13 protein-coding genes are annotated in these 21,331 nt (G+C 73.0%); 8 read left to right on the forward strand and 5 right to left on the reverse strand.

All coding sequences use genetic code 11. The features are described from left to right. Positions 1-328: 328 nt before the first annotated feature. Complete coding sequence (locus BLW84_RS00745) at positions 329-2,470, forward strand: SRPBCC domain-containing protein (RefSeq protein WP_093260109.1); 2,142 nt, start codon at positions 329-331, stop codon at positions 2,468-2,470. 37 nt (positions 2,471-2,507) lie between these two features. Here BLW84_RS00745 and BLW84_RS00750 read toward each other — a convergent pair whose 3' ends face one another. Beyond that, complete coding sequence (locus tag BLW84_RS00750; RefSeq protein WP_093260111.1) at positions 2,508-3,701, reverse strand: KR domain-containing protein; 1,194 nt, start codon at positions 3,699-3,701, stop codon at positions 2,508-2,510. Then, positions 3,698-4,981 carry an ABC1 kinase family protein gene (locus BLW84_RS00755; protein ID WP_143060826.1) on the reverse strand — a complete coding sequence of 428 codons (1,284 nt, stop codon included), beginning with the start codon at positions 4,979-4,981 and terminating at the stop codon, positions 3,698-3,700. Before BLW84_RS00755 ends, BLW84_RS00750 begins: the two co-directional genes overlap by 4 nt. Before the next feature lie 653 nt (positions 4,982-5,634). Between BLW84_RS00755 and BLW84_RS00760 the strand changes: the two genes are divergently transcribed. The 7 genes from BLW84_RS00760 to BLW84_RS00790 all read left to right on the forward strand — a co-directional run bounded on the left by BLW84_RS00760 (position 5,635) and on the right by BLW84_RS00790 (position 17,771). Further along, positions 5,635-6,618 (forward strand): DUF1702 family protein, encoded by a 984-nt coding sequence (locus BLW84_RS00760; protein WP_281247344.1) that lies wholly within the window; start codon positions 5,635-5,637, stop codon positions 6,616-6,618. A gap of 30 nt (positions 6,619-6,648) precedes the next feature. Beyond that, positions 6,649-8,535, forward strand: a complete 1,887-nt coding sequence (locus BLW84_RS00765) for a CRTAC1 family protein (protein WP_093260117.1) — start codon at positions 6,649-6,651, stop codon at positions 8,533-8,535. After that, positions 8,532-9,506 (forward strand): enediyne biosynthesis protein UnbU, encoded by a 975-nt coding sequence (locus BLW84_RS00770; protein WP_218157173.1) that lies wholly within the window; start codon positions 8,532-8,534, stop codon positions 9,504-9,506. The genes BLW84_RS00765 and BLW84_RS00770 overlap by 4 nt, the downstream gene beginning before the upstream one ends. Before the next feature lie 20 nt (positions 9,507-9,526). Next, positions 9,527-15,100: a type I polyketide synthase gene (locus BLW84_RS00775; protein WP_093260119.1), complete on the forward strand. Its 5,574-nt coding sequence runs from the start codon at positions 9,527-9,529 to the stop codon at positions 15,098-15,100. Between the two features lie 3 nt (positions 15,101-15,103). Further along, positions 15,104-15,514: an acyl-CoA thioesterase gene (locus tag BLW84_RS00780; protein WP_093260121.1), complete on the forward strand. Its 411-nt coding sequence runs from the start codon at positions 15,104-15,106 to the stop codon at positions 15,512-15,514. A gap of 15 nt (positions 15,515-15,529) precedes the next feature. Continuing rightward, the gene (locus BLW84_RS00785) at positions 15,530-17,002 is read left to right on the forward strand and encodes an MFS transporter (RefSeq protein ID WP_093260123.1); all 1,473 of its coding nucleotides are present in this window, start codon (positions 15,530-15,532) and stop codon (positions 17,000-17,002) included. Between the two features lie 103 nt (positions 17,003-17,105). After that, positions 17,106-17,771: a winged helix-turn-helix transcriptional regulator gene (locus tag BLW84_RS00790; protein ID WP_093260126.1), complete on the forward strand. Its 666-nt coding sequence runs from the start codon at positions 17,106-17,108 to the stop codon at positions 17,769-17,771. Positions 17,772-17,778: 7 nt separating this feature from the next. Here the strand turns inward: BLW84_RS00790 and BLW84_RS00795 are convergent, their stop codons facing one another. Genes BLW84_RS00795 through BLW84_RS47145 form a run of 3 tightly spaced genes read right to left on the reverse strand, consistent with a single transcriptional unit; the run spans position 17,779 to position 21,160 of the window. Beyond that, positions 17,779-19,629 (reverse strand): Dyp-type peroxidase, encoded by a 1,851-nt coding sequence (locus BLW84_RS00795; RefSeq protein WP_177226191.1) that lies wholly within the window; start codon positions 19,627-19,629, stop codon positions 17,779-17,781. A 41-nt stretch (positions 19,630-19,670) separates the two neighbouring features. Beyond that, positions 19,671-20,843 (reverse strand): ester cyclase, encoded by a 1,173-nt coding sequence (locus BLW84_RS00800; protein WP_093260130.1) that lies wholly within the window; start codon positions 20,841-20,843, stop codon positions 19,671-19,673. Continuing rightward, positions 20,840-21,160, reverse strand: a complete 321-nt coding sequence (locus tag BLW84_RS47145) for a nuclear transport factor 2 family protein (RefSeq protein WP_177226192.1) — start codon at positions 21,158-21,160, stop codon at positions 20,840-20,842. Before BLW84_RS47145 ends, BLW84_RS00800 begins: the two co-directional genes overlap by 4 nt. Positions 21,161-21,331 lie beyond the last annotated feature (171 nt).

Consider the following 21,331-nt stretch of genomic DNA (forward strand, 5'->3'; position numbering starts at 1 on the left):
AAGCCGGTGGTCACGACCACCGGCTTCCAGTGAGCGTTTTTCATCTTGGCTGGTGACCGCAGCCGCGACAGCCAACGGACCGTATCCCGAAAGCAGTCGCATGCGCCGCAGGCGCATAGCCCACCTACGCAGCTCGCACCGCCGCGGGTTCTCAGCGTTCGCCTGGCGAGGACGGCCCAACCGCCGTGTATCGGACATACATCAGGTTGGGCACCCACAGTCCAGGCGGACGCTGAGGTTCCGCCACCCGCACCGCCACGCAAACCGAGGATGAAAAGCCTCAGTGGTGTCCGCCTGGTTTTCGTCGACGTGGCAAGGGAGAAGTCAGATGAGCACCGAACAGTTACACGTCGGCGGTCCGCCCGGCCTGGGCGTACCGGTCGCCGACGAGGCCGCGGGCTTCGCACCGCTGCGGGGCAGCGCCGTGCCGATCGCCCAGGACCGGTGGGAACGGCTGGTCAGCACGGTCGCCATCCCGGAGCCGCCGCGGGCGGTGTGGGCCGCGCTCACCGACCCGGACCGGGTTTCCCAGTGGTTCGGGGTGTGCCGGGGGAACTGGGCCCGCACCGGCGCCGAGGTGATGCTCGACTTCGAGGACGGCGAGTTCTTCTGGTGCCGCACCCAGCAGAGCGCCGCCCCGGGCGACGGCCGCCCCGGGGTGCTGCGCTACCTGTGGCGGTGGGTCGGCATCGGGCCGGCGACCTCGGTGACCTGGACCGTGGAACCGGCCGGGGCGGGCACCTCGGTGACGGTGGTCGAGGAGGCGGTCAACCCGCCGTCGGACTGGCGGTCCTGGAACGGCATGGGCTGGCCCGGCATCCTCGACCAGCTCGCCGCGCACCTGCGCACTGGCACCGAGTGGCGGTGGCCATGGCGCCGGATGGGCCCCTACCTGCAGATCCCGCTGCCCGCGCCGCCGTTCCAGGCTTGGGAGGCGCTCACCGCCCCGGGCGCGGTGCGGCACTGGCTGCAGCCGTGCGCCGGGTCGCTGGCGGTCGGCGAGGAGATGACCGTGGTGATGGGCGACGCCAGCGGCCGCGCGCTGCTGCGGATCACCGAGCTGGTCGACAGCGGGCAGGAGTTCCCGTCCTACCTGCCGCACCTGGGGTTCGAGCTGCGCAGGGCGTCGTGGCCGGCGGCGCTGGGCGGCCGGATCTGGATCGAGCCGGTGGGGCTGCGGGAGAGCCTGCTGCAGGTCTTCCACGACGGTTGGGAGAACCTCGGCATCCCGGACGCGGTGACCGAGCGCAAGATCGTCACCGGATACTGGGTGTCGGCCGCCGCTCGGGCGCAGATGTTGTTGCAGCAGCAGGGCCCGGCCGAGGGCCCGCCGGTGGGGCCGCACGGTTGGTCGATCAGCGGCGGCGGGGCCGAGGCGGGCCGGACCAACGGGCACGGCCCGGCGCCGGCCGCCGTGCCCGCGGATTCGTCCGCGATGGATTTCGCCGGGCGGGCGATGGCCGATCTCGGCGGCGCGATGACCAGCGTGCTGTGCGTGCTCGGCCTGCGGTTGGGGCTGTTCCGGGCCTTGGCAGGCGCCGGTCGCGCCACCGCCGCCGAGCTGGCCGAGCTCGCCGGCTGCGACGAGCGGTACCTGCTCGAATGGCTGCACGGCATGGCGAGCGCCGGCTACCTGCAACGGCATGGCGGGCAGCGGTTCTCGCTACCGGCCGGCGCGGCCGCCGTGCTCGCCGACGACTCGCCGATGAGCCTCGCCGCCGGCTACGAGCTCGTGCCGCCGCTGGTGGGCGCGGTCCGGGAGGTGGAGGAGGCGTTCCGCTCCGGCGCCGGCGTACCGCACGACCGCTATCCGCAGCAGCTGTTCCTCGCCATGGAGCGGATGAGCCGGACTTGGCTGGACACCATGCTGGTGCCGCAGTGGATTCCGGCCGTGGACGGGCTTTCCGAGGTGCTGGGCCGAGGCGGCACGGTCGTCGACGTCGGCTGCGGCGGCGGGCACGCGGTGCTCCGGCTGGCGCAGGCCTTCGAGGCCGCCGACTTCGTCGGATTCGACCTGCACGAGCCGAACGTGCACCGGGCGCGGGCGGCGGCAGTGGAAGCCGGGGTCGCCGACCGGGTGCGGTTCGAGCACCAGGACGCCGCCGATGGGCTGCCCGCGCAGGTCGACCTGGTCACGATGTTCGACGTGCTGCACGATGCGCCGGACCCGGGAGGGTTGCTCCGGGCGGTTCGCGGCGCGCTGCGGGAGGACACCGGCGCGGTGCTCGTGCTGGAGACCAACTGCGCTGAGGATGCGGCGGACAACACCGGCCCGGGCGCGACGATCCTCTACGCGACGAGCACGCTTTACTGCCTCCCGTCGGCACTTTCGCAGGGTGCACCCGGATTGGGAACGCTCGGGCTACCGACGGGGAAGCTGCGCGAGCTGGCGACGGCTGCCGGTTTCCGCAGCGTCGAGAGGATTCCGATGCCGAGCCCGATGAACGCGCTGTACGTGCTGCGGCCCTGAATCCGCCCGGTGCCGTGGGCCTTCGCAGCCCGCAGGCTCACGGCACCGGCGGGAAGGTGCGGTCGCCCAGCCCGGTCACCGCCAGCGAGCCGTGGCGCGGGTCGGTGAACAGGCGCAGCAGGACTTCCATGCCCGCTCGGAGCGGGACCGGCGGCATTCCCATGCTCCTGGCCTGGCGGACCGCGCCCATCCGGTGCGCTTGGCCCGCGCCGCTGAACAGCGACCACTCCACCGCCGTGCAGCCGCAGTCCGGCAGGCCGCCGGCAGCGGCGGTGGTGCCGCGGCGGAGGAGCTCGTTCGCCAGCGCGTAGGCGCCCATGTTCGGGTGCGGCGCCCGGGCGGTGATCGAGCCGAAGGTGATCAGCCGCCGCAGCGCGCCGCGATCCACCGCTGCTAGCACATTGCGCAGGCCCGTCACCTTCGGGGCTTGCAGCGCGGCGAGCCGGGACGCCGTGGCGTTCGCGACGAAACCGCCTCGCACGTCGCCCGCGCAATGCACGATCCCGGTCACCTGCCGCCCCGCCAGCGCCGCGCGCACCTGAGCCCCGTCGGTGACGTCCGCGTCGAGGATCGTTGTGCCGCCGGAGGATTTCAGCCTCGCCAGCGCTGCGCGGACGTCGCCGGAGATCTCGCCGCGGCCGAGATCGTCGAGCAGAACCGGCCGGATTCCGGTGCGGGCCCGCAACATCCCGGCCACCCGGACACCCAACCCGCCGAGCCCGCCGGTGATCAGCACCTCGCCGGCCAGCCGTGCCGGATCAGCACCCGGGACGTCCACATCGGACCATCCGGTGCGCCAGGCATTGCCCGCGCCGTCGATCTCCACGTGGCGGAAGCCGTCGGCGTGCCGACCGGCGAAGGCGATCGCCGCTTCGACAGCGGGCGGGGTCGCGCCGCCGGTCAGCTCGATCTCGATCGCCGACAGCCGGTCGTCCTCGGCCACCGCGCAGTTCAGCAGGCTCCCGCCGCCGGAGCCGGTGTGCACCAGTGCGAGCCGCCCGGATCCGGCTCGGGCCACCGCGAGTCCGCGGAGCAGGAATTCGTTGTCGTCCGGGCGAAATCCGTCGCCCAGCACGACGACCGGAATGGCCGGGCCGGGGCCCGGGGTCGATGCGTCCAGGACGGCGCGCAGCGGTGCCGGGCCGGTTCCGATCACGAACCACTGCCGCGCCACCGACCGCTCGGGCGCGACCGGCACCCGGTGCGCCCGCCACACCGCGATCCGGTTCACCGGTTCAGCGCGGGCAGCAGCGTCGGGATGGCTTCGGCCTGGAAATCGACGTCCACGTCGAACTCGTTGATCATCCCTTCCAGCACCAGCATCGACAGCAGCGGGAACACGAACTCCGGTGCCGCCGCCACCCCGGAGCGGCGCTGCAGGTCGAACAGCCGGGTGGCGAACGGGGCGAGCCGGAAGTCACCGGCCCGGCGCCCGGCGGTGGTCGCCACCAGGTCGACGATGCCGGCGCGGAATCCCGGCAGATCGGCTTCCGGCGGCACGTGTTCGGCACTGCGCAGCACGACATCGGCGCACTCCGGCCCGCGCCCCAGCGACATGTTCAGGAAGAACTCCGCGAACAGCCGCTTCACGCGCGGTTGCAACGGCACGACGAAGCCCGCATCGAGCAGCACGACGTTCCCGTCCGGATTGAGGTAGAGGTTGCCGGGGTGCATGTCGCAGTGCACCAGGCCGTCGACGAACAGCATCCGGTAGACGGCGTGCAGCACCTGGCGCACCAGTTCGCGCCGCTGCTCGCGGGTGAAGCTGTCCGGACCGAAACGCCGCAGGCCGGGCACGAACTCCATGACCAGCGCACCGTCTCCGCAGGCGGCGGGGATCGGAGCGGGAATCCGCAGCCGCGCGAAGTCGCCCAGGTTCGCGCGCAGGGTCCGCAGCGCCTGCGCCTCCAGATCCAGGTCGAGCTGCCGCCGGATCGCCTGGGACACCTGGTCGACGATGCGGGCCGCGGGCACCCGTCGCATCGCGGGCAGCCGCTGCACCAGCCCGGCGCCGGCGGCGACCAGCCGCAGATCGGCACCGATGAGCCGGTGCAGGCCCGGCCGGCGCAGCTTGACCGCCACCTCGGTGCTGTCGTGCAGTTCCGCCCGGTAGACGCAGGCGATGCTGCCGCTGGCGACCGCCGTGGCGTCGAACCGGCGAAACGGCCATTCCCGCTGGACGGGGTATGCGCGGTGCAGCGCCTTCACCGCCTGCGGGCGGGACATCGGGCGCACCTGGTCGTGCAAGCCGCCCATCGCGTCGCACCACTTCGGGGCGAGCAGGTCACGGCGGGTGCTGAGCAGCTGGGCGCCCTTCACGAACGCCGGGCCGAGGTCGGCGACCAGCTCGGCCAGCCCGCCGGAACCGTTCGGCTCCTGCCGCGCCAGCGTGCGGCGCGCGAGCACCCGGCCGCCGTGCCGCAAAGCCGTTGCGGCGATCACGGCGGACCGCAACGCGAGGTGCCGCTTTCGCACTCCCGGCGCGGGGACGTCGTCCCGATCGTCTGACACCGCTACCTCCCGACTCCCCGGAATCCGCCGCGCAACGCGGGACGGATGTCGTCAATGTCGAGCAATGGCAGAAATCGCTTTACTTTTACTAATCATTCTCGGGCAGCACCGGCCACCGAGCACAGTCCCCCACGAGACCTCCCCTGTCCCGTCACGCCTTCGGCACACCCCAGAGCAGATGCGATCCGGACACTCGCGGTAACGTAGCGCACCGTCACAGCTCGCGTCGAGCGCCGTTCGGACGCAACCGATCCAGTACCTCCATCCGACTGAAATCATCCGCATTTGCTGGCACTTCACGACTCCTCAAGGGGACTCGGAGCCGCTTGCGCCGATGCCGCAGAGCTCGGCGGCGAATGCGCTGCGCGACATCGGCGCCGCCGGCGGAGCGCATCGACTAGGCCGACAAGGGCCTTCCCCAGCAGGGCTGATCACCCCTTGACACCCCCGCGAACACCAATGTAGGAAATAGTAGTGACTGGGAGCAGTTGATATCTGCTCCGGATCCCGGCGAGAACGGGCGCACGGCCCGCAGGGCCCGCCGCGCCCGGGAGGCACGCGACTATCGGCGAAGCCGAACTCCGGGACAGCGGCCGCGACCGCGAGCTCCGCACACTGGGACGCACTCCTTCATTGCCGCGCTGGAGGAATACGTGATTTCTCCGCCCGACCGCACCCGTTCGCACCTACCCGAGGACACCGATCGATCCGCGCCGGACCATCGCCGGCCACCCAGGATCTTGCGGCTGCCGATGGGCATGGCCGATTTCGCCCACCGCGGTTTCCGAGTGGACCGCCCGGAAAACCGAGCGCTGCTGGAAGAACACGCGCGATCCTTCCTGCGCGGCTTCAACCTGGCCGTGTCGAACTGGCGGTACCCGCATCCGGCATTGGCCGATTTGCCCGATGAGGAAAGGGGATTCGCCTACGAGGGCGCGGCGATGCACGCCGGGATCCGGGATCTCGCCACCTTCGGCCGGGCGCGCGCGCTGCACCGGCTGCTGGCCGGCCCCGGCGCCGCCTACGTCCACCTGATCCACGTAGGAGTGGGCTGGGCGCTGGCACCGCTGCGGATCCCGCTGCCGGTGCCGGTTCCCGCGACGCCGCTGCTGCGCTGGCTGGCGCTGGACGGCGCGGGCTTCGCGGAGTGCTTCTTCGCCGGTCCGGCCAGGCTGCGCAAGGCCTGCGCGAACCCGGACGACGAACGCCGCCAGGCCCGCATCGCCGGTTGCGGCCGGGCACTGTGGTTCATCGAATGCGCCGATCTGGACGGAATCCGGCACCGGATATCCACTGTGGACGAAAAGGCCCGGCCGCACCTGTGGTCCGGTGTCGGCCTGGCTTCCTGCTACGCGGGCGGCCTCGACGCGGCCGGATTCCGCGCGCTGCGGGAGGCCAGCGGCCCGCACTGGGCGCACTTCGGACAGGGCTGCCTGTTCGGAATCGCCGCTCGGGCGCGATCGGGCATCGTGCCCGAACACACCGCGCTCGGCGCCAGGACCCTGTTCGCCGCCGACGTGGAAAGCGCCGCCGGGTGGACCGACCTGGCCGCCGACGGTCTCGACGGCAGCACCGCGATCGCGGCCTACACCGAGTGGAAAACGCGGTTGCGGCGCGCAGTGCTCGACAACTCCTGACCCGGCACCCGACCTTGGAGGTTTACGCCCATGCCGAGCTCGCTGCGCCGCGCGCTTCCGGCCGCCGTCGGCCTGCTGCTCTGCCTCGCACTCGGACTGCTCACCGTCCGCCCAGCTCTCAGCGACGCCGACACTCGCGATCTATCAGGGGGTTTCGGCTTCGAATCGGTGCCGATCAACGCGCCACCGCCGAACGCGCGCACGGACCGCACCGTGGCTCCCGGCCTGGAGCACATCCGCGGCTGGATCTCCGCCGTCGGCGCCTCCGTGGGCCTGGCGGATCTGCGCGGGCTGGGCCGCTCCGGAGACGCCTGCCTGGTCGATCCGCGCGATGACTCGGTGACCGTCTTCCCGGTGCCGCGCAGCGGCGGCCCGCAGTACGAGCCGTTCCGGCTGCGGCCGGACGGGCTCCGCCAGGACGCCACGATGGCCCCGATGGGTTGCGTGCCGGCGGATCTGGATGAGGACGGCGACCAGGACATCCTGGTCTACTACTGGGGGCGCTCGCCGGTGCTGTTCCTGAACACCGGCCGGCTGGATCCGACCGGGTTCCGCCCGGTGGAGCTGGTGGACCCGATGGAGGTCTGGAACTCCACCGCGGTCAACGTCGGCGACGTCGACGGCGACGGCCACCTGGATGTCCTGGTGGGCAACTACTTCCCCGACGGCGCCAAGGTGCTGGACCCGGCGGCGGCCGACGATCCGCGGATGCGGATGCAGGACTCGATGGGCAAGGCGCGCAACGCCGGGACCAACAAGCTGCTGCTGACCACGCCGACCGGCCGACCCGACGACAAGCCGCGGCTGGTCGACGCCAGCAACGCGCTGCCGGACGCCTCGGCGCGGTCCTGGACGCTGTCGATCGGGCTGCAGAACCTCGCCGACCGGATGCTGCCGGACCTGTACTTCGCCAACGACTTCGGGCCCGACCAGCTGCTGGTCAACTCCTCGACGCCGGGCCAGGTCCGGCTCACCCAGGTCGACGGGCGGCGCGACGTCACCACGCCGCGCTCCGAGGTGCTCGGCCACGACTCCTTCAAGGGCATGGGGGTCAACTACAGCTACTCCCGCGGGCAGCGGTTGCCGATGGTGGTGGTCAGCAACATCACCACCCCGTTCGCGCTGCAGGAGAGCAACTTCGCGTTCATCCCGACCGGCGAGCCGGCGGACCTGCGGCGCGGCGAGCTGCCCTTCGACGAGCGCGCCGAGGAGCTCGGGCTGGCCCGCGGCGGCTGGTCGTGGGACATCAAGGTCGGGGACTTCGACAACTCCGGCACCGACGAGCTGCTGCAGGCCACCGGGTTCCTCAAGGGCGAGCGCGACCGGTGGCCCGAGCTGCAGGAACTCGCGATGGGCAACGACGAGCTGCTGCGGTACCCGGGGGCGTGGCCGAAGTTCCGGGCGGGCGACGACATCTCCGGACACGAGCACAACCCGTTCTGGGTCCGCGCCGGCGACGGCCGCTTCCACGACCTCGCCGTCGCGGCGGGCATCGGCGCGCCGGATGTCACGCGCGGTTTCGCGCTCGGCGACGTCAACGGCGACGGCCTGCTGGACGCGCTGGTCGCCAACCAGTGGGAGGATTCGCGCCTGCTGCTCAACACCGCGCGCGGCGCCCCACCGGCCGCCGACCTGCGGTTGCTGCGGCCCGCCGCGGCCGGCGGCCAGACCCCGGCGATCGGCGCCGAAGCGGTGCTCTCCTTCCCCGACGGCGAACAGCGCGCACAGCTCTACCCCGCCAACGGGCACGCCGGGGTGTCCGACTCGACGCTGCACTTCGGGCTGCCGGACGGCCGCGCCGTGCCGGCCGCGATCACCTGGCGCGACGGCACCGCCGTGCACACCGCCCGGATCGACATCGGTCCGGGAACGCACACCGTGTTGCTGAACCCCGACGGAACGGCGGTCATCCGATGACGAGCACCGCACCGACCACCACCCGCCAGCCCTCCCTCGACGAGCCCGATCCGGCGCCGCCGCCACCGGTGGACAAGCGGATCAAGGCCCTGCGCCGGTTCGCCGTCTCGATCACCGTCTTCAACATCGCGGGGCACACCGTGCTCGGGTTCGAGCAGTCCCCGATCACCCCGGTCGCCGCGGTGCTGACCAGCTACGCCGTCGCGTTCCTGCTGGAGTTCCTGGACAGCCGGGCGCGCGACGTCCGGCCCGCCTACCTGGGCGGCACGCAGGCCGCGGTGAACTTCCTGCTGCCGGCCCACATCACCGCCCTGGCCTGCGCGATGCTGCTGTACGGCAACAGCTCGTTGTGGCCGTACCTGTTCGCCGTGGTGGTGGCCAACACGAGCAAGTACGTCGTGCGCATCCAGGTGGCGGGCCGGCTTCGGCACGTGCTCAACCCGTCCAACTTCGGCATCGTGGTGACGCTGCTGCTGTTCCCGTGGGTGGGGATCGCGCCGCCGTACCACTTCACCAACTTCCCCACCGGCACCGTCGACTGGCTGATCCCGCTGGGCGTGCTGATACTCGGCACCATGATCAACGCCAAGCTCACGGGCAAGGTCCCGCTGATCCTCGGCTGGGTCGGCGGGTTCGCCGCGCAGGCCGTGCTGCGCTGGCTGCTGCTGGACCACTCGCTGGTGGCGGCGCTGCTGCCGATGACCGGCGTGGCATTCGTCCTCTACACGAACTACATGATCACCGATCCGGGCACCACTCCGGTGAAGTCCCGCAACCAGGCCCTTTTCGGCGCCTGCACCGCGCTCGTCTACGGCGTGCTGGTCGTCTCCGGCGTGGTGTTCGGGCTCTTCTTCGCGCTGGTGATCACCTGCGTCCTGCGCGGCGCGGTCCTGCTGCTGGCGCGGGCCGCCGCGACCCGGGAGCGGCCCGCGCCGGTGCGCGAGCGGCAGCCGCTCGACCCGGTCCGTTGAGCACCGAACGGGAGGTTGGCATGGAAGGGATCGCCGTGGTCGGCATCGGCTGCCGGTACCCGGACGCCACCGGGCCGGAAGAGCTGTGGCAGAACGTGCTCGGCCGCCGCAGGGCGTTCCGCGCGCTGCCCGGCGAGCGGTTGGCGGCCGGCTACCGCGGCGGCCCGCACGAGCCCGATCTCACCTACGTCGACCGGGCCGCCCTGCTGCGGGACTGGGAATTCGACCGGAGCCGCTTCGGGGTGCCGGGCGCGCTGCACCGGGCGGCGGACCACACCCACTGGCTGGCGCTGGAGACCGCCGCCGCGGCGCTGGCCGACGCCGCCCGCCCGGACGGCGACGGGCTGGACCGCGCCACGACCGGCGTGATCATCGGCAATTCGCTGACCGGCGAGTTCACCAGGGCGGGCACCCTGCGGACGCGGTGGCCGTTCGTGCGGGACGCCGCGGCGACGGCGCTGCACCGCAGCGGGGTCGCCGACGACGTGGCCGCCGAAGTCGTGAGCCGGCTGGCGGAGCTGGTGAAGTCGCCGTTCCCGGTGCCCGGCGACGAGTCGCTGGCCGGGGCGCTGAGCAACACCATCGCCGGACGGATCTGCAACCACTTCGACTTCCACGGCACCGGGTACACAGTGGACGGTGCGTGCTCGTCGAGCCTGCTGGCCGTCATGGCGGCCTGCCGGGCGCTGAGCACCGGAGAGCTGGACTTCGCCCTGGCCGGCGGCGTGGACCTGAGCCTCGATCCGTTCGAGCTGGTGGGCTTCGCCCGGCTGGGCGCGCTGGCCACCGATCGGATGCGCATCTACGACCGCGCGCCAACGGGCTTCCTGCCCGGCGAAGGCTGCGGCATCGTGGCGCTGGCGCGCGCCGCCGACGCCGAACGGCTGGGCATGCGCGTGTACGCGCGCGTCGCCGGCTGGGGCAGCTCGTCGGACGGCGCGGGCGGGCTCACCCGGCCCGCCGAGCACGGGCAGGCGCTGGCGTTGCGCCGCGCCTACCGGATGGCCGGGATCCGGCCCGATGCGGTCGAGATGGTGGAGGGGCACGGTACCGGCACCGCGGTCGGCGACGCGGTGGAGCTGGCCGCGTTGACCGAGGTGCGCGGGGCCGGTGCGGCAAAGGCCGCGCTGGGCAGCGTGAAGGCCAACATCGGCCACACCAAGGCCGCCGCCGGGGTCGCGGGGCTGATCAAGGCCGCGCTCGCCGCGCACCACGGCGTGCTGCCGCCGACCACCGGCTGCGAGGCTCCGCACGAACTGCTGGATCGCGCGACCACGCCGCTGCGGGTGCTCACCGGGGCGCAGCCGTGGGATTCGCCGAAGCGGCTGGCGGCGGTGTCGTCGATGGGGTTCGGCGGCATCAACGCGCACGTCGTGCTCGAAGCCGGCGGCGGGCGCACGCGGCGCCGGATGCCACCGGAGGTGCTGCAGTGGTCCGCGCCGCTCCCGGAGCACGAGATCGTGCTGGTGGCGGGCCGCGACGAAACCGAACTCGCGCACCGGCTCGACGTCCTCGCCCCGATCGCCGAGCGGCTCAGCGATGCCGAGCTGCACGACCTCGCGGCCACCCAGCGGCAGGAGGTGGGCGCGGTGCGCGCGGCGCTGGTCGCCGACCATCCGGCGGCGCTGGCCGATGCCGCGCGCGCCGCCCGCCGCGGGCTGCGGGGCTGGGACCGGCGGCTCGGTTTCGACGAGCAGGCCGGTTACGCGCTCGGTGCCGACGAGATCCGGGTGGGCCTGCTGTTCCCCGGGCAGGCGGCGCCGGTGCGAACCGAGCTGCCCGGCTGGGCGGCCCGGATGCTGGTCCCGGACCTGCCCGCGGTGGACGAGTCCGAAGTGGACACCCGGCTGGCGCAGCCCGCCATCGTCCGGCAGTCGCTGGCCGGGCTGGCCTGGCTCAACCGGCTGGACTGCCGGGCCACCGCCGTGGCCGGGCACAGCCTCGGCGAGATCAGCGCGCTCGTCTGGGCCGGCGCGTTCACCGCCGGAGCGGGGCTTCGGTTCGCGGCCGAGCGCGGGCGCATCATGGCCGAGCACGGCACGCCGGACAGCGGCATGGCCGGGCTGACGGCCACCGCCGAGCAGGCCGAACGGCTGCTCGACGGCACCGCTGCGGTGATCGCCGGCTACAACGGCCCGGAGCAGATCGTGATCTCCGGCCCCACTCCCGATGTGCTGGCCGTCGTCCGGCGGGCCGCCGAGCACGGCATCGCCGCGACGCGATTACCCGTCTCGCACGGGTTCCACAGCCCCGCGATGCTGGGCGCGGTCGAGCCGCTGCGGCGGGCCCTGCGGGACTTCGAGTTCGACGCGCTCGCAGGCACCGTGCTGTCCACCATCACCGGCGCCGAACTTCCCGCCGGCGCGGCGATTCCCGAGCTGCTGGTCGAGCAGCTGACCCGGCCGGTGCGGTTCACCGCCGCGCTCGAACGCCTCGCGGCCCGCTGCGACCTGCTGGTCGAGACCGGTCCCGGCACCATCCTGTCCGGCCTGGCCCGGTCCGCCACCGCGATCCCGGCGATCAGCTTGGACTGCGGCGGCCCGGCCCGGCGGCATGCGTTCGCGACCGCCGTGCTCGCCGCCGGTGGCGCGGCCGATCTCGGCCCGTGGTTCGCCGACCGGCGGTTCCGGACGGTCCGGGCGGATGCGATGCCCCGGCTGCTGGCCAACCCCTGCGAGCAACCCGCCGACCGCGTCGAAGGCGCCGTCTTGGCGGCAGTTTCAATTGAAACTGCCGTTCTCGGTGCCCCGCCCGAGCACCCACAGCTGCCCGCCGAGCCGCTGCCTGCGCTCATCGAGCACCTCGCGGCGCAGCTGGAGCTGCCCGCCGAATCGATCGGCCCGGGCAGTTCGCTGCTCGGCGACCTGCACCTGAACTCCCTGCAGGTGGTGCAGATCGTCGGCAGGGTGGCCGGCGCGCTCGGCAAGCGGCCGCCGAACTCCCCGCTGTCGCTGGCGGATGCCACGGTCGGCGAAGCGGCCGCCGTGCTCGCCGAGCTCGACGCGGATACCGCCGACGGCGACGCCGAGGCACCGGCCGGGGTCCGGGGCTGGGTGCGCGCCTTCGCCGCGGCCCGGCTCCCGGTAGCACCGGCCGAAGGCGGCGGGCTGCGCTGGTCGGTGCGGGCACCCGCCGGGCACTGGCTGCTCGACCACCACGACGACGGTGCCGGGAACCTGGCGGTCGTGCTCGACGAGCCGCTCCCCCGCTCCGGGATCGCCGCCCTGCTGCGGGACATCGCGAAGACCGCACCCGACCGGCTGCTGATCGTCCACAGTGGTCACGAAGCGGCGGCGGCCATCGGCCGCAGCGTCGCGGCGGAGCTGCACCCGGACTGGGTGGGAGTGGTCGGGCTCGACGAGCCCGGAACGCGCTTCGATCCGGATCGGCTCCCGATCCGCGACGACTACGCCGAACTGCACGTCGATGCCGCCGGCGGTATCACGCGCACCGCGCTGCGGCACCGAGAACTCGTTGGCGGGCAACCACTTCCGCTGCAGCGGGGGGACGTGTGCCTGGTGACCGGCGGAGTCCGCGGCATCACGGCGCATTCCGCCCTCGCGCTGGCCGAACGCACCGGTTGCACGCTGGTCCTGCTCGGGCGCACCGCCGCCGACGACCCGGAGATCTCGGCGGCGGTGCGGGACATCCGCACCAGGGTGGACGCGCACTACCTCAGCTGCGATGTCGCCGACCGGGCGGCGGTGGCCGCGATGGCCGCCGCAGCGAGCGCGCACGGGCCGGTCCGGGGCCTCCTGCACGGCGCCGGTGTCAACGAGCCACGCCGGTTGGCCGACGTGACCGGCGAATCGCTGGCGGCGACGATGCGGCCCAAGGTGGACGGGCTGGAGGCCCTGCTGTCGGCGTGCGAGGACCTGCGGCTGGTGGTCGGCTACGGCTCGATCATCGGCCGGTTCGGCCTTCCCGGCCAGGCCGAGTACTGCCTGGCCAACGACGTGCTGCGGCACCGCCTGGAGGCGTGGGCCGCGCCGGACCGCCGGGTCCACCTGCTGGAGTGGTCGTTGTGGTCGGGCATCGGCATGGGGGTGGATCTCGGCGTGCTGGAATCGCTGCGCGCGCAAGGCGTGGTGCCGATCGGCCCGGAGCAGGGCAACTCCGCGCTGCTGGACGTGCTCGCTACCCCGGACGCCCCGGTGTCGCTGCTGGTCACCTCCCGGTTCCCGGCGATGCCGACGGCGTCGTTCGGCACCGGGCCGGAGCCGCTGCTGCGCTTCGACGAGGACCGGCTGACGCGCACACCGGGCGTCGAGGCCGTCAGCGACGCGCACCTGAGCCCGGGCGCCGACCGCTACCTCGACGACCACCGGATCGCCTGCACCCCGATCTTGCCCGCGGTGCTGGGCCTGGAGGCGATGGCGCAGGTGGCGAGCGTGGCCGGGGCCGACTGCGCGCGCTCGTTCACCGACGTGGAGCTGCGCGAGCCGATCGCGGTGGACGACGAGGCCACCATCCGCATCGCCGCGCTCACCGGCGGCGGGGGCGCGGAGGCGGTGATCCGCGAGGCGCGGGACGGCTTCCGCGCCGACAAGTTCACCGCCCGGATCACCGCCGCGCCATCGGAGCCGGCCGCGATCCACGCGGCCGAACCACCCGAGCAGGCGCAGCCACCCCATCCGTACTACGGGAAAATCCTGTTCCACAGTGGACGTTTTCGGCGGCTGCTGCGCTACGACGTGCTGTCGGCGTTCCGCGTGCGGGCGTGGATCCAGGCCACCGACCAGGACTGGTTCTCCGAGTTCCACAGCGGCGACCTGCTCCTCGGCGACCCGGGCGCGCACGACGCGGCGCTGCACGTGCTGCTGGCCTGCGTGCCCCACCGGCTCGCGCTGCCGACCGGGGTGGACCGGATGACGGTGTGGCGGGAACCGCGCGGCCCCCTGCGGGTGATCGCCGACGAACGGGAGCACACCGCCGACACGTACTGCTTCGACGTCGACGTGGTCGATCCCGGCGGCGCGGCGGTCGCCCGCTGGGAAGGGCTGCGGCTGCGCGCCACCGGCGAGCACCGAGCCAGCGAGCTCCCGCTGCGCCTGGCGGGCCCGTGGTTGTCGCGGCGACTCGTGGAAACCGGGCTGGCCGACGGGATCGAGCTGATCACCGCCGTCGGCGCCCGCGGCGACGCCGCCGGACTCCTCACCCGCGTCCTCGGCGCGCCGGCCGGGCACGACCCGCGCGGTGCCTTGCACGTGCCCGGCGGGCACGCGAGCGCCGCCTACACCGGGGGCTGCCTGCTGCTCGGAGTCGCGGGAACGCCGATCGGCCTGGACTGGCAACGGATTTCGCCGACCGAACCGATCCGGCCGGCCGTGCTGGAACGCGTCGACCGCGGGCTGGTCGACGAGGTGGCGGACAAGGTCGGCGAGGACCCGGCGGCGGCCGCTGCGCGGGTGTGGACGGCGCGGGAGGCGGTGGTCAAGCTCGGGCACGAGCAGGGACATCCGCTGAACATCGACCACGTCACCGAGGACGGCCTGGTCGTGGTCCGCGCCGGGCAGGTGCGGGTGGTCATCGCCCGCGCACCGATCGACGAGCTCGGCGACGCGGCCCTGGCCGTCGCCGTGCCCGCGGAGTGAGCCGTGCGCGCCTACCACCACCGGCACACGGTCACGCTCGACGAGACGAACCTGGTCGGGAACGTCTACTTCGCGCACTACCTGCACTGGCAGGGCCACTGCCGGGAACGGTTCCTGGCCGACCACGCGCCAGGGGTGCTCACCGCGCTGAGCACCGGCGAACTGGCGCTGGTCACGCTGTCCTGCTCGATGCAGTACCACGCGGAGTGCTTCGCGCTGGAGACCGTGGACATCGCGATGACGCTGCGGGCGGCGTCCGGCAACCGGATCGCGATGGACTTCGACTTCCGCCGCGACGACGGCCCGGTCGCCCGCGGCAGCCAAACGGTCGCCTGCATGCGCCGCACCGGCGACGCGGTGCGCCCCACCCCGATCCCCGACGAACTCGCGCACGCACTAAGGGCCTTCAGCTGACCGGAGGAGATACCCATGTCCGTCGTGGCGCCCACCCGCGGTACCGCCGTGGTGGCGGTCGGCACCGCCATCACGCTGATCGCCTCCGCCATCGGCTTCGCGCGGGCGATGACGATGCCCGCATCGATGCCGGACATGACCGGCGATTTCCCGATGTCCCGGCTGCACGGGATGCCGCTGTCGGAGATGCCCGAGATGTTCGTCGCCGCCGTCGGCATCCTCCTCGTGCTCTCCGCCGCGCCCTGGCACCCCGCGCGCCGGCCCGTCGCGGCGGACGCGCTCTCCCGGCGTCGGACGGGCCTGGTCGCCGTCGTCGCCACCGCCGCGCTGACCATCGACATCAGCAAGACCTCCACGCTCGGGTTCGTCATCCCCGGCATGCGGGAGGAGTACGGCATCTCGCCCGGCACCGCTTCGCTGCTGGCCGTCGCGGGACTCACCGGCACCGCCACCGGCGCGCTGCTGTTCGGCCGGCTCGCCGACCGGTACGGCCGCCGCCGCTGCTACCTGATCGCGACGCTGGGCTTCACCGCCACCAGCATGTGCGGGTGCATGCCGACCTTCACGGGCAACGTGGTGATGTGCCTGCTGATGGGTGTCGCCGTCGGCGGGCTGGCGCCGCTGCTGGTCACGCTGCTGGCCGACGTGTTCGGCACCCGGGTGCGCGGCCCGGCGGTGGTGGCGCTGTCGGTGGTGGCGACCGCGATCGGCTACCTGGTCGCCGCCGGATCGGCGCTGTGGCTGGAGCCGGTGTTCGGCTGGCGGATCCTGTGGCTCATCGGCGCGCCGACCGGGCTGGTCCTGGTGGCGGTGACCTTCCTGGTGCCGGAGCGCGCGCCGGGCTCCGCACCGGCCGCGCCCGAGGTGCGGACCGCCGTCGCGCGCTCGACGCTGAGCACCGGGCTGCAGCGGGTTTACGCCGCGCTGACCGGCATCCTCACCTTCGGGCTCACCACCTGGGTGCCCACCCTGTCCCGGGCCGACGGGCTGCCCGCGGGCACCGCCAACGCGCTGCTGACCGCCGCGGCGCTGGCGATGGTGCCCTGCGCGGTGCTGCTGGCCTGGTGCTACCGCCGGTTCGGCCCGGTGCCGATCTGCCTCGGCCTGGCCGTGCTCACCGCGGCGATGCTGTTCGCGCTGACCTTCTCCGGCGTGGCCGACGGCGCCGCCTGGGTCTCGGCGGGCGCCCTGGTGGCGGCGTTGTTCGCGGTCAACACCATGGCCGCGGTCTTCCTCCCGGTCGCCGCCGACCTGGCCGAGTCGGGACGCCGGGCCGGGGTGGCCGGCAACATCTCGTTCTGCAACCGGCTCGGCGGGCTGGCCGGGCCGCTGGTCCTGGCCGCTCTGGTGGCATCGGTATCGGACGTGTTAGTGGCAGTGGCCGTGCTGGCCCTCTGCAGCGGCCTGCTCTCCTGGTACATCGGCCGCCGCCACCGCACCGCAACGGCCGGGAAATCCGCGACTCTGCCCGAAAAAGCACCGTTGTGAGGCGGACTCCACGCGATCGCGAACGGCTCGCCCGGGCCATGATGTTACTATCATTTGCGATTGTCATCCTGGAGTGACGAGCCAGAGGACGGGCGGCTGAGCGATGGCGCGCAAACGCGACTACGGCCAGTTCTGCGGGCTCGCCGCCGGGCTCACCGTCATCGGCGAGCGCTGGACCATGCTGATCCTGCGCGAGTTGCTGATCGGTCCCGCGCGGTTCAACGAGCTGCCCCCGAACCTGCCCGGCATCGGCCCGAACCTGCTCGCCGAGCGGCTGCGCACCCTCGCCGAGCACGGCGTGATCGAGCAGCACGCGGTGCCCGGCGACGGCCGCGGCAAGCAGTACCGGCTGACCGAACGGGGCGAGCAGCTGCGCGAGCCCATCCTGGCGCTGGCGCACTGGGGCATGCAGTTCCTCAGCGAGGAGGACAGCGCGGGCATCAGCCGCGCCGAGTGGGGTTTCCTCGCCGTGCAGGCCATGATCTCCGCCGCCGACCTGCCGGATCGCGACGAGAACTACGAATTCCGCGTCGGCGAGCGGATTTTCACCGTCGAGGTCGCCGACGGCGAGGTGCACGTTCGCCGCGGCTCCGGGGAGCTGCCGCCGGCCATCGTGATCGGCGCGGACCCGGAGACCTTCATCCGCATCGGCGCCCGCATGCTCAGCCCCTTCGACGCCATCATCACCGGCGGCCTGAAGATCGACGGCGACCCGGACGCGATCCAGCGCTGCGTCCGGATGCTCCGGCTGTCCACCACCGCGAGCTGACCGGCGCTCAGCGGCCGGCCAGGTAGTGCAGCGCGGAGACCGACGGCACGAAGAAGTAGCCCCCACCGGTGAGCTCGGCCCAGGAGCGCTCCAGATCCACCTCGACGGCCCGGCCGCCGTCGCGAACCGGGATGCGCACGGTCGTCGGGCCGCCCGGCACGACACCCAGCAGCGGATCGACGCCTTCGCCCGGCACCCGCAAGGACGGGTTGCGCAGCCACTGCTGCAGGACGAACTCGAACTGCCGCTCGATCGACACCTGGTAGGACAGGAACAGCAGGCCGCGCTCGACGCCCGCCGGGGTCTCGTCGGTGTACGGGATTCCCCTGCGCAGCATACGATGCAGCTGCACATCGCCCACGACCACACCGGACGGGGTGTCGTCGCGCAGGTACGCCTTGCGGATGTGCGAGCCGAGCGGGCAGCGCAGGCCCGCCGGATCAGCCGGCGCGGGCGGGTGCCCGACCGGGCAGGCCGCCGACGCGGGCAGCGGCGCGGTCGCCTGCTGGTAAGCGAAGTCGTTGTTGAGACGGCCGTTCTCACCCAGTTCCGGCACGTCGGCGTCGGGCGCGCGCATCACCGGCGCGCCGCTGCGCCACCTCCCGACCAACAGGGCTCCCAGGCGGTCCGGGGTGAGGTCGGCCAGCTCCGGCTCCCGCTCCGCGATCGATGCCGCGGCCCTGTCGAGGAAGTCCGCGAATCCCTCGGTGTCCTGCCGGTACCGGGCGTACACCAGGAAGGTGCCGTTCCTGGTCCATTGTGGACCGATGTCGGCCACCGGGCCCGGCAGGGCCGGATCGGCGGCGTCCTGCGCCGGGTACCCCAGCACGAACTCCCCCGGCCACACCAGGCGCTGGCCCGGATGGCCGCGCTGCACGTCCCGCGGATCCCGGCGCGGCGTGATCGGGTCGAACGGCGGGGCGGCCCGGTGCCCGCGGATGCCGGGCTGCGAAACCCCGTCGCGGAAGCCGAAGTGCTCGCGCTCGCCGGGCAGCGCGGCACCGCGCTGGATGCCGCGCACGTCGAATCCGCCGCCCAGTTCCGCCTGCAGCGCCGCACATTCAGCGGCCAGGCCCGGCTCGTCGTCGGCGGCGAGCAGCACGATGACATCGGGCACGGAGCCCGGCGATCCGACCACCCAGTCCGCCGCCGGCGTGGCGGACTGGGAGTGCATTCCCGCCCGGAAGGCCGGGGCGTCGATCTGATCGGCGTCGGGGGCGAAGCGGCGCAGGGCATCGTAGGAGAAGGCCAGGTTGCGCCAGGTGGCCGTCAGCCCGGGCCGGTGACCGCGGCGGCGGGTCGCCGCGCCGAACAAGCGCATGAAGTCGAGCACCTCGGCGGCGGTGGCGACGACGTCCGCCTGCCGGGCGACCCAGGAGCGGGCCCGCGCCAGGTCCCGGATCTCCAGGTATGCCAAGGCGAAGTGGTCCTTGCGGAACCCGGGCAGCACGTTGCCCTGGATCTCGTCGAGCTCTAGCGCCGGTTCGACCGCATTCGCCGGATCGGCGAGCCCGGCCGCCACCATTTGCTCGTCCAGCCGCTGCCAGGACTGCACGATCCGGCCGTCGTCGACCCGGAACATGCCGAACAGCGGCGCGGCGATCCGCCGCCCGGTGGGTTCCGCCGCGTCCGGTCCGGGCCCGGCGGCGAGGTGCGTGCCGTGCACCGTCATCCGGGCGACGATCCAGCCGCCGTCGTCGATCAGGTCCTCCAGCGCCAGACGAGCATCGGGAAACCTGGCCAGCAGGTCGAGGATCCGCAGGCACTCCGCGCGGACCTCGGCGGCGTCGTCGGCGACGAGCAGCTCCAAGGCGGCGCGATCCCGGCCGCGGTACACCCGGCGGATCAGCGAGCGCACGACATCGGTGGCTGGAGTGACCGGCCGCCGACGGGAACCGGCTACCACGACGACTGCTGCCCGCCCGGCGGCTGCTGCTGCCCCGGGGGCTGCTGTCCGGGCGGCTGCTGCACGGTGATCCGCTGCGTGACGTCCGGACGCTGCTGGGCCTGCTGCCTCTGGGGATAGCCCGTGCCCGGTGGCGGGCCACCGCCCGGCGGCTTCCCTCCCGGCGGCGGTGGCGGCTCGGTCGGCAGGGTGAGCAGCCCGAGCTGCATGATCAGCGTCATGTCGTCGAAGTAGCCCCAGTGCGCGGTGATCCGGTCGCCGGGGCCGACGGCGTGGATGCCGATCCCGGTGACCTCGACGGTCTTGCCGGTGGCGGGCACACCGCGGAAGGTGCCCTGGTGCGTCCCGCGGAACGTGTAGCGGCTGACCACCCGGTCCTCGGTGGCCAGTTGCAGGTCGACGCTGACCGATCCGTCCGGGAAGGCCGAGCGCATGCGGCGGACCAGCTGCCGGACACCGGCCACGCCGGGGCGCTGCCCGGGCAGCGGCAGGCCGTTGGTGAATTCCGGCGCGAACAGCTCGTCGATCAGCTCCAGCTTGCCGTTGCTCCACACGTCGTAGAAGAACCGGCGGGCCAGTGCCTTGTTCGCCTCGTCGCGGTCGGTGGCCGGCTCGTCGTCCTCCAGCGGCCCGAGCGGCGAGGGCACCCCCATCTGGGACACCAGGCTCACGGCGTCACGCGCCTCCCACTGCTCCAGGATGCGGTTGTCGCGCACCCGGGTGATGGTGATCCCGCCGATGTCGATCCGGTTCCCGGAGGCGGGGAAGTTCAGGTACGGCCCGGTGTTGACGAACGTCTGCGACCACTGGCCCGCGACCAGGTCGTCCTCGGCGACCTGCTGGTCCAATGTGGTCCGGAATCCGGAGAAGGCGGCGTAGATGCTGCGCAGGAAGTCGGTGGCGCCGGCCAGCCCGGGCTTCTCGCCGGGCGCCGGGTCGTGGTTGCGGAAGTTCTCCACGAAGTAGTACCCGGCGTTCTCCGGGGATTCCGCGTCGATGACGTTGCGCACGAACTTCTGCATGTAGCGCTTGTTCTGCTCCGGCGTGCCGGTCTGCGGCTCGCCCGGATCCTGCGTCGGCGGCGCACCGATCTGCCCGAACGGGCCTTCCGGGGCCCAGTGCTCGACGATGCGGCCGGTGTCGTCGATGCGCACCACCGAGGTCATCTGGAAGTCCACCCGCTGGCGGGCGCGAGCGCGCCGGCCCGGTTGGGCGCGTCGGCCGTGCCGCGGTGCCGGATCGTCACGCGTTCGCCGTCGACCTCCACCGACTGCACCGCGCCGTTGTAGTTCGGCAGGCTGTTGCGCAGTTCCCCGATCAGCCCCATGCAGCCGCGCGCGCCGCCGCCGTAGGCGTCGATCAGGCCGGAGTGGTCGATCACCGCACCGGACATGAGCTTTTCGAGGGCCTGCAGGTCGCCGCTGTGGGCGGCGTCAAGCCATTGTCGTGCGATCACCTGACGCTGCTGGTCGGACAGGGCCATCCCGATTACTTCCCCCAGACCGTGAGATCCCCCGGCCCGCGGGTCACCCGCCGCGGGCGAACGCGGTCCAGTCTCTCGGCCGGGCGGGGCCCGGACTTCTTCCAGCTTGCCGTCTTCACCGGCGACCGGGCGATCCGCCGCGCCACCGCCGATACCCGTCGTACGCTGGCG

The organism is Saccharopolyspora shandongensis, from assembly GCF_900106995.1.
Taxonomy (GTDB): domain Bacteria; phylum Actinomycetota; class Actinomycetes; order Mycobacteriales; family Pseudonocardiaceae; genus Saccharopolyspora; species Saccharopolyspora shandongensis.

Coding starts and splice junctions, on each gene's coding strand:
- BLW84_RS47145 (WP_177226192.1), bottom strand. CDS start 21,160: ATGGCCCTGTCCGACCAGCAGCGTCAGGTGATCGCACGACAATGGCTT.
- BLW84_RS00790 (WP_093260126.1), top strand. CDS start 17,106: ATGGCGCGCAAACGCGACTACGGCCAGTTCTGCGGGCTCGCCGCCGGG.
- BLW84_RS00775 (WP_093260119.1), top strand. CDS start 9,527: ATGGAAGGGATCGCCGTGGTCGGCATCGGCTGCCGGTACCCGGACGCC.
- BLW84_RS00800 (WP_093260130.1), bottom strand. CDS start 20,843: ATGACCTCGGTGGTGCGCATCGACGACACCGGCCGCATCGTCGAGCAC.
- BLW84_RS00785 (WP_093260123.1), top strand. CDS start 15,530: ATGTCCGTCGTGGCGCCCACCCGCGGTACCGCCGTGGTGGCGGTCGGC.
- BLW84_RS00765 (WP_093260117.1), top strand. CDS start 6,649: ATGCCGAGCTCGCTGCGCCGCGCGCTTCCGGCCGCCGTCGGCCTGCTG.
- BLW84_RS00770 (WP_218157173.1), top strand. CDS start 8,532: ATGACGAGCACCGCACCGACCACCACCCGCCAGCCCTCCCTCGACGAG.
- BLW84_RS00745 (WP_093260109.1), top strand. CDS start 329: ATGAGCACCGAACAGTTACACGTCGGCGGTCCGCCCGGCCTGGGCGTA.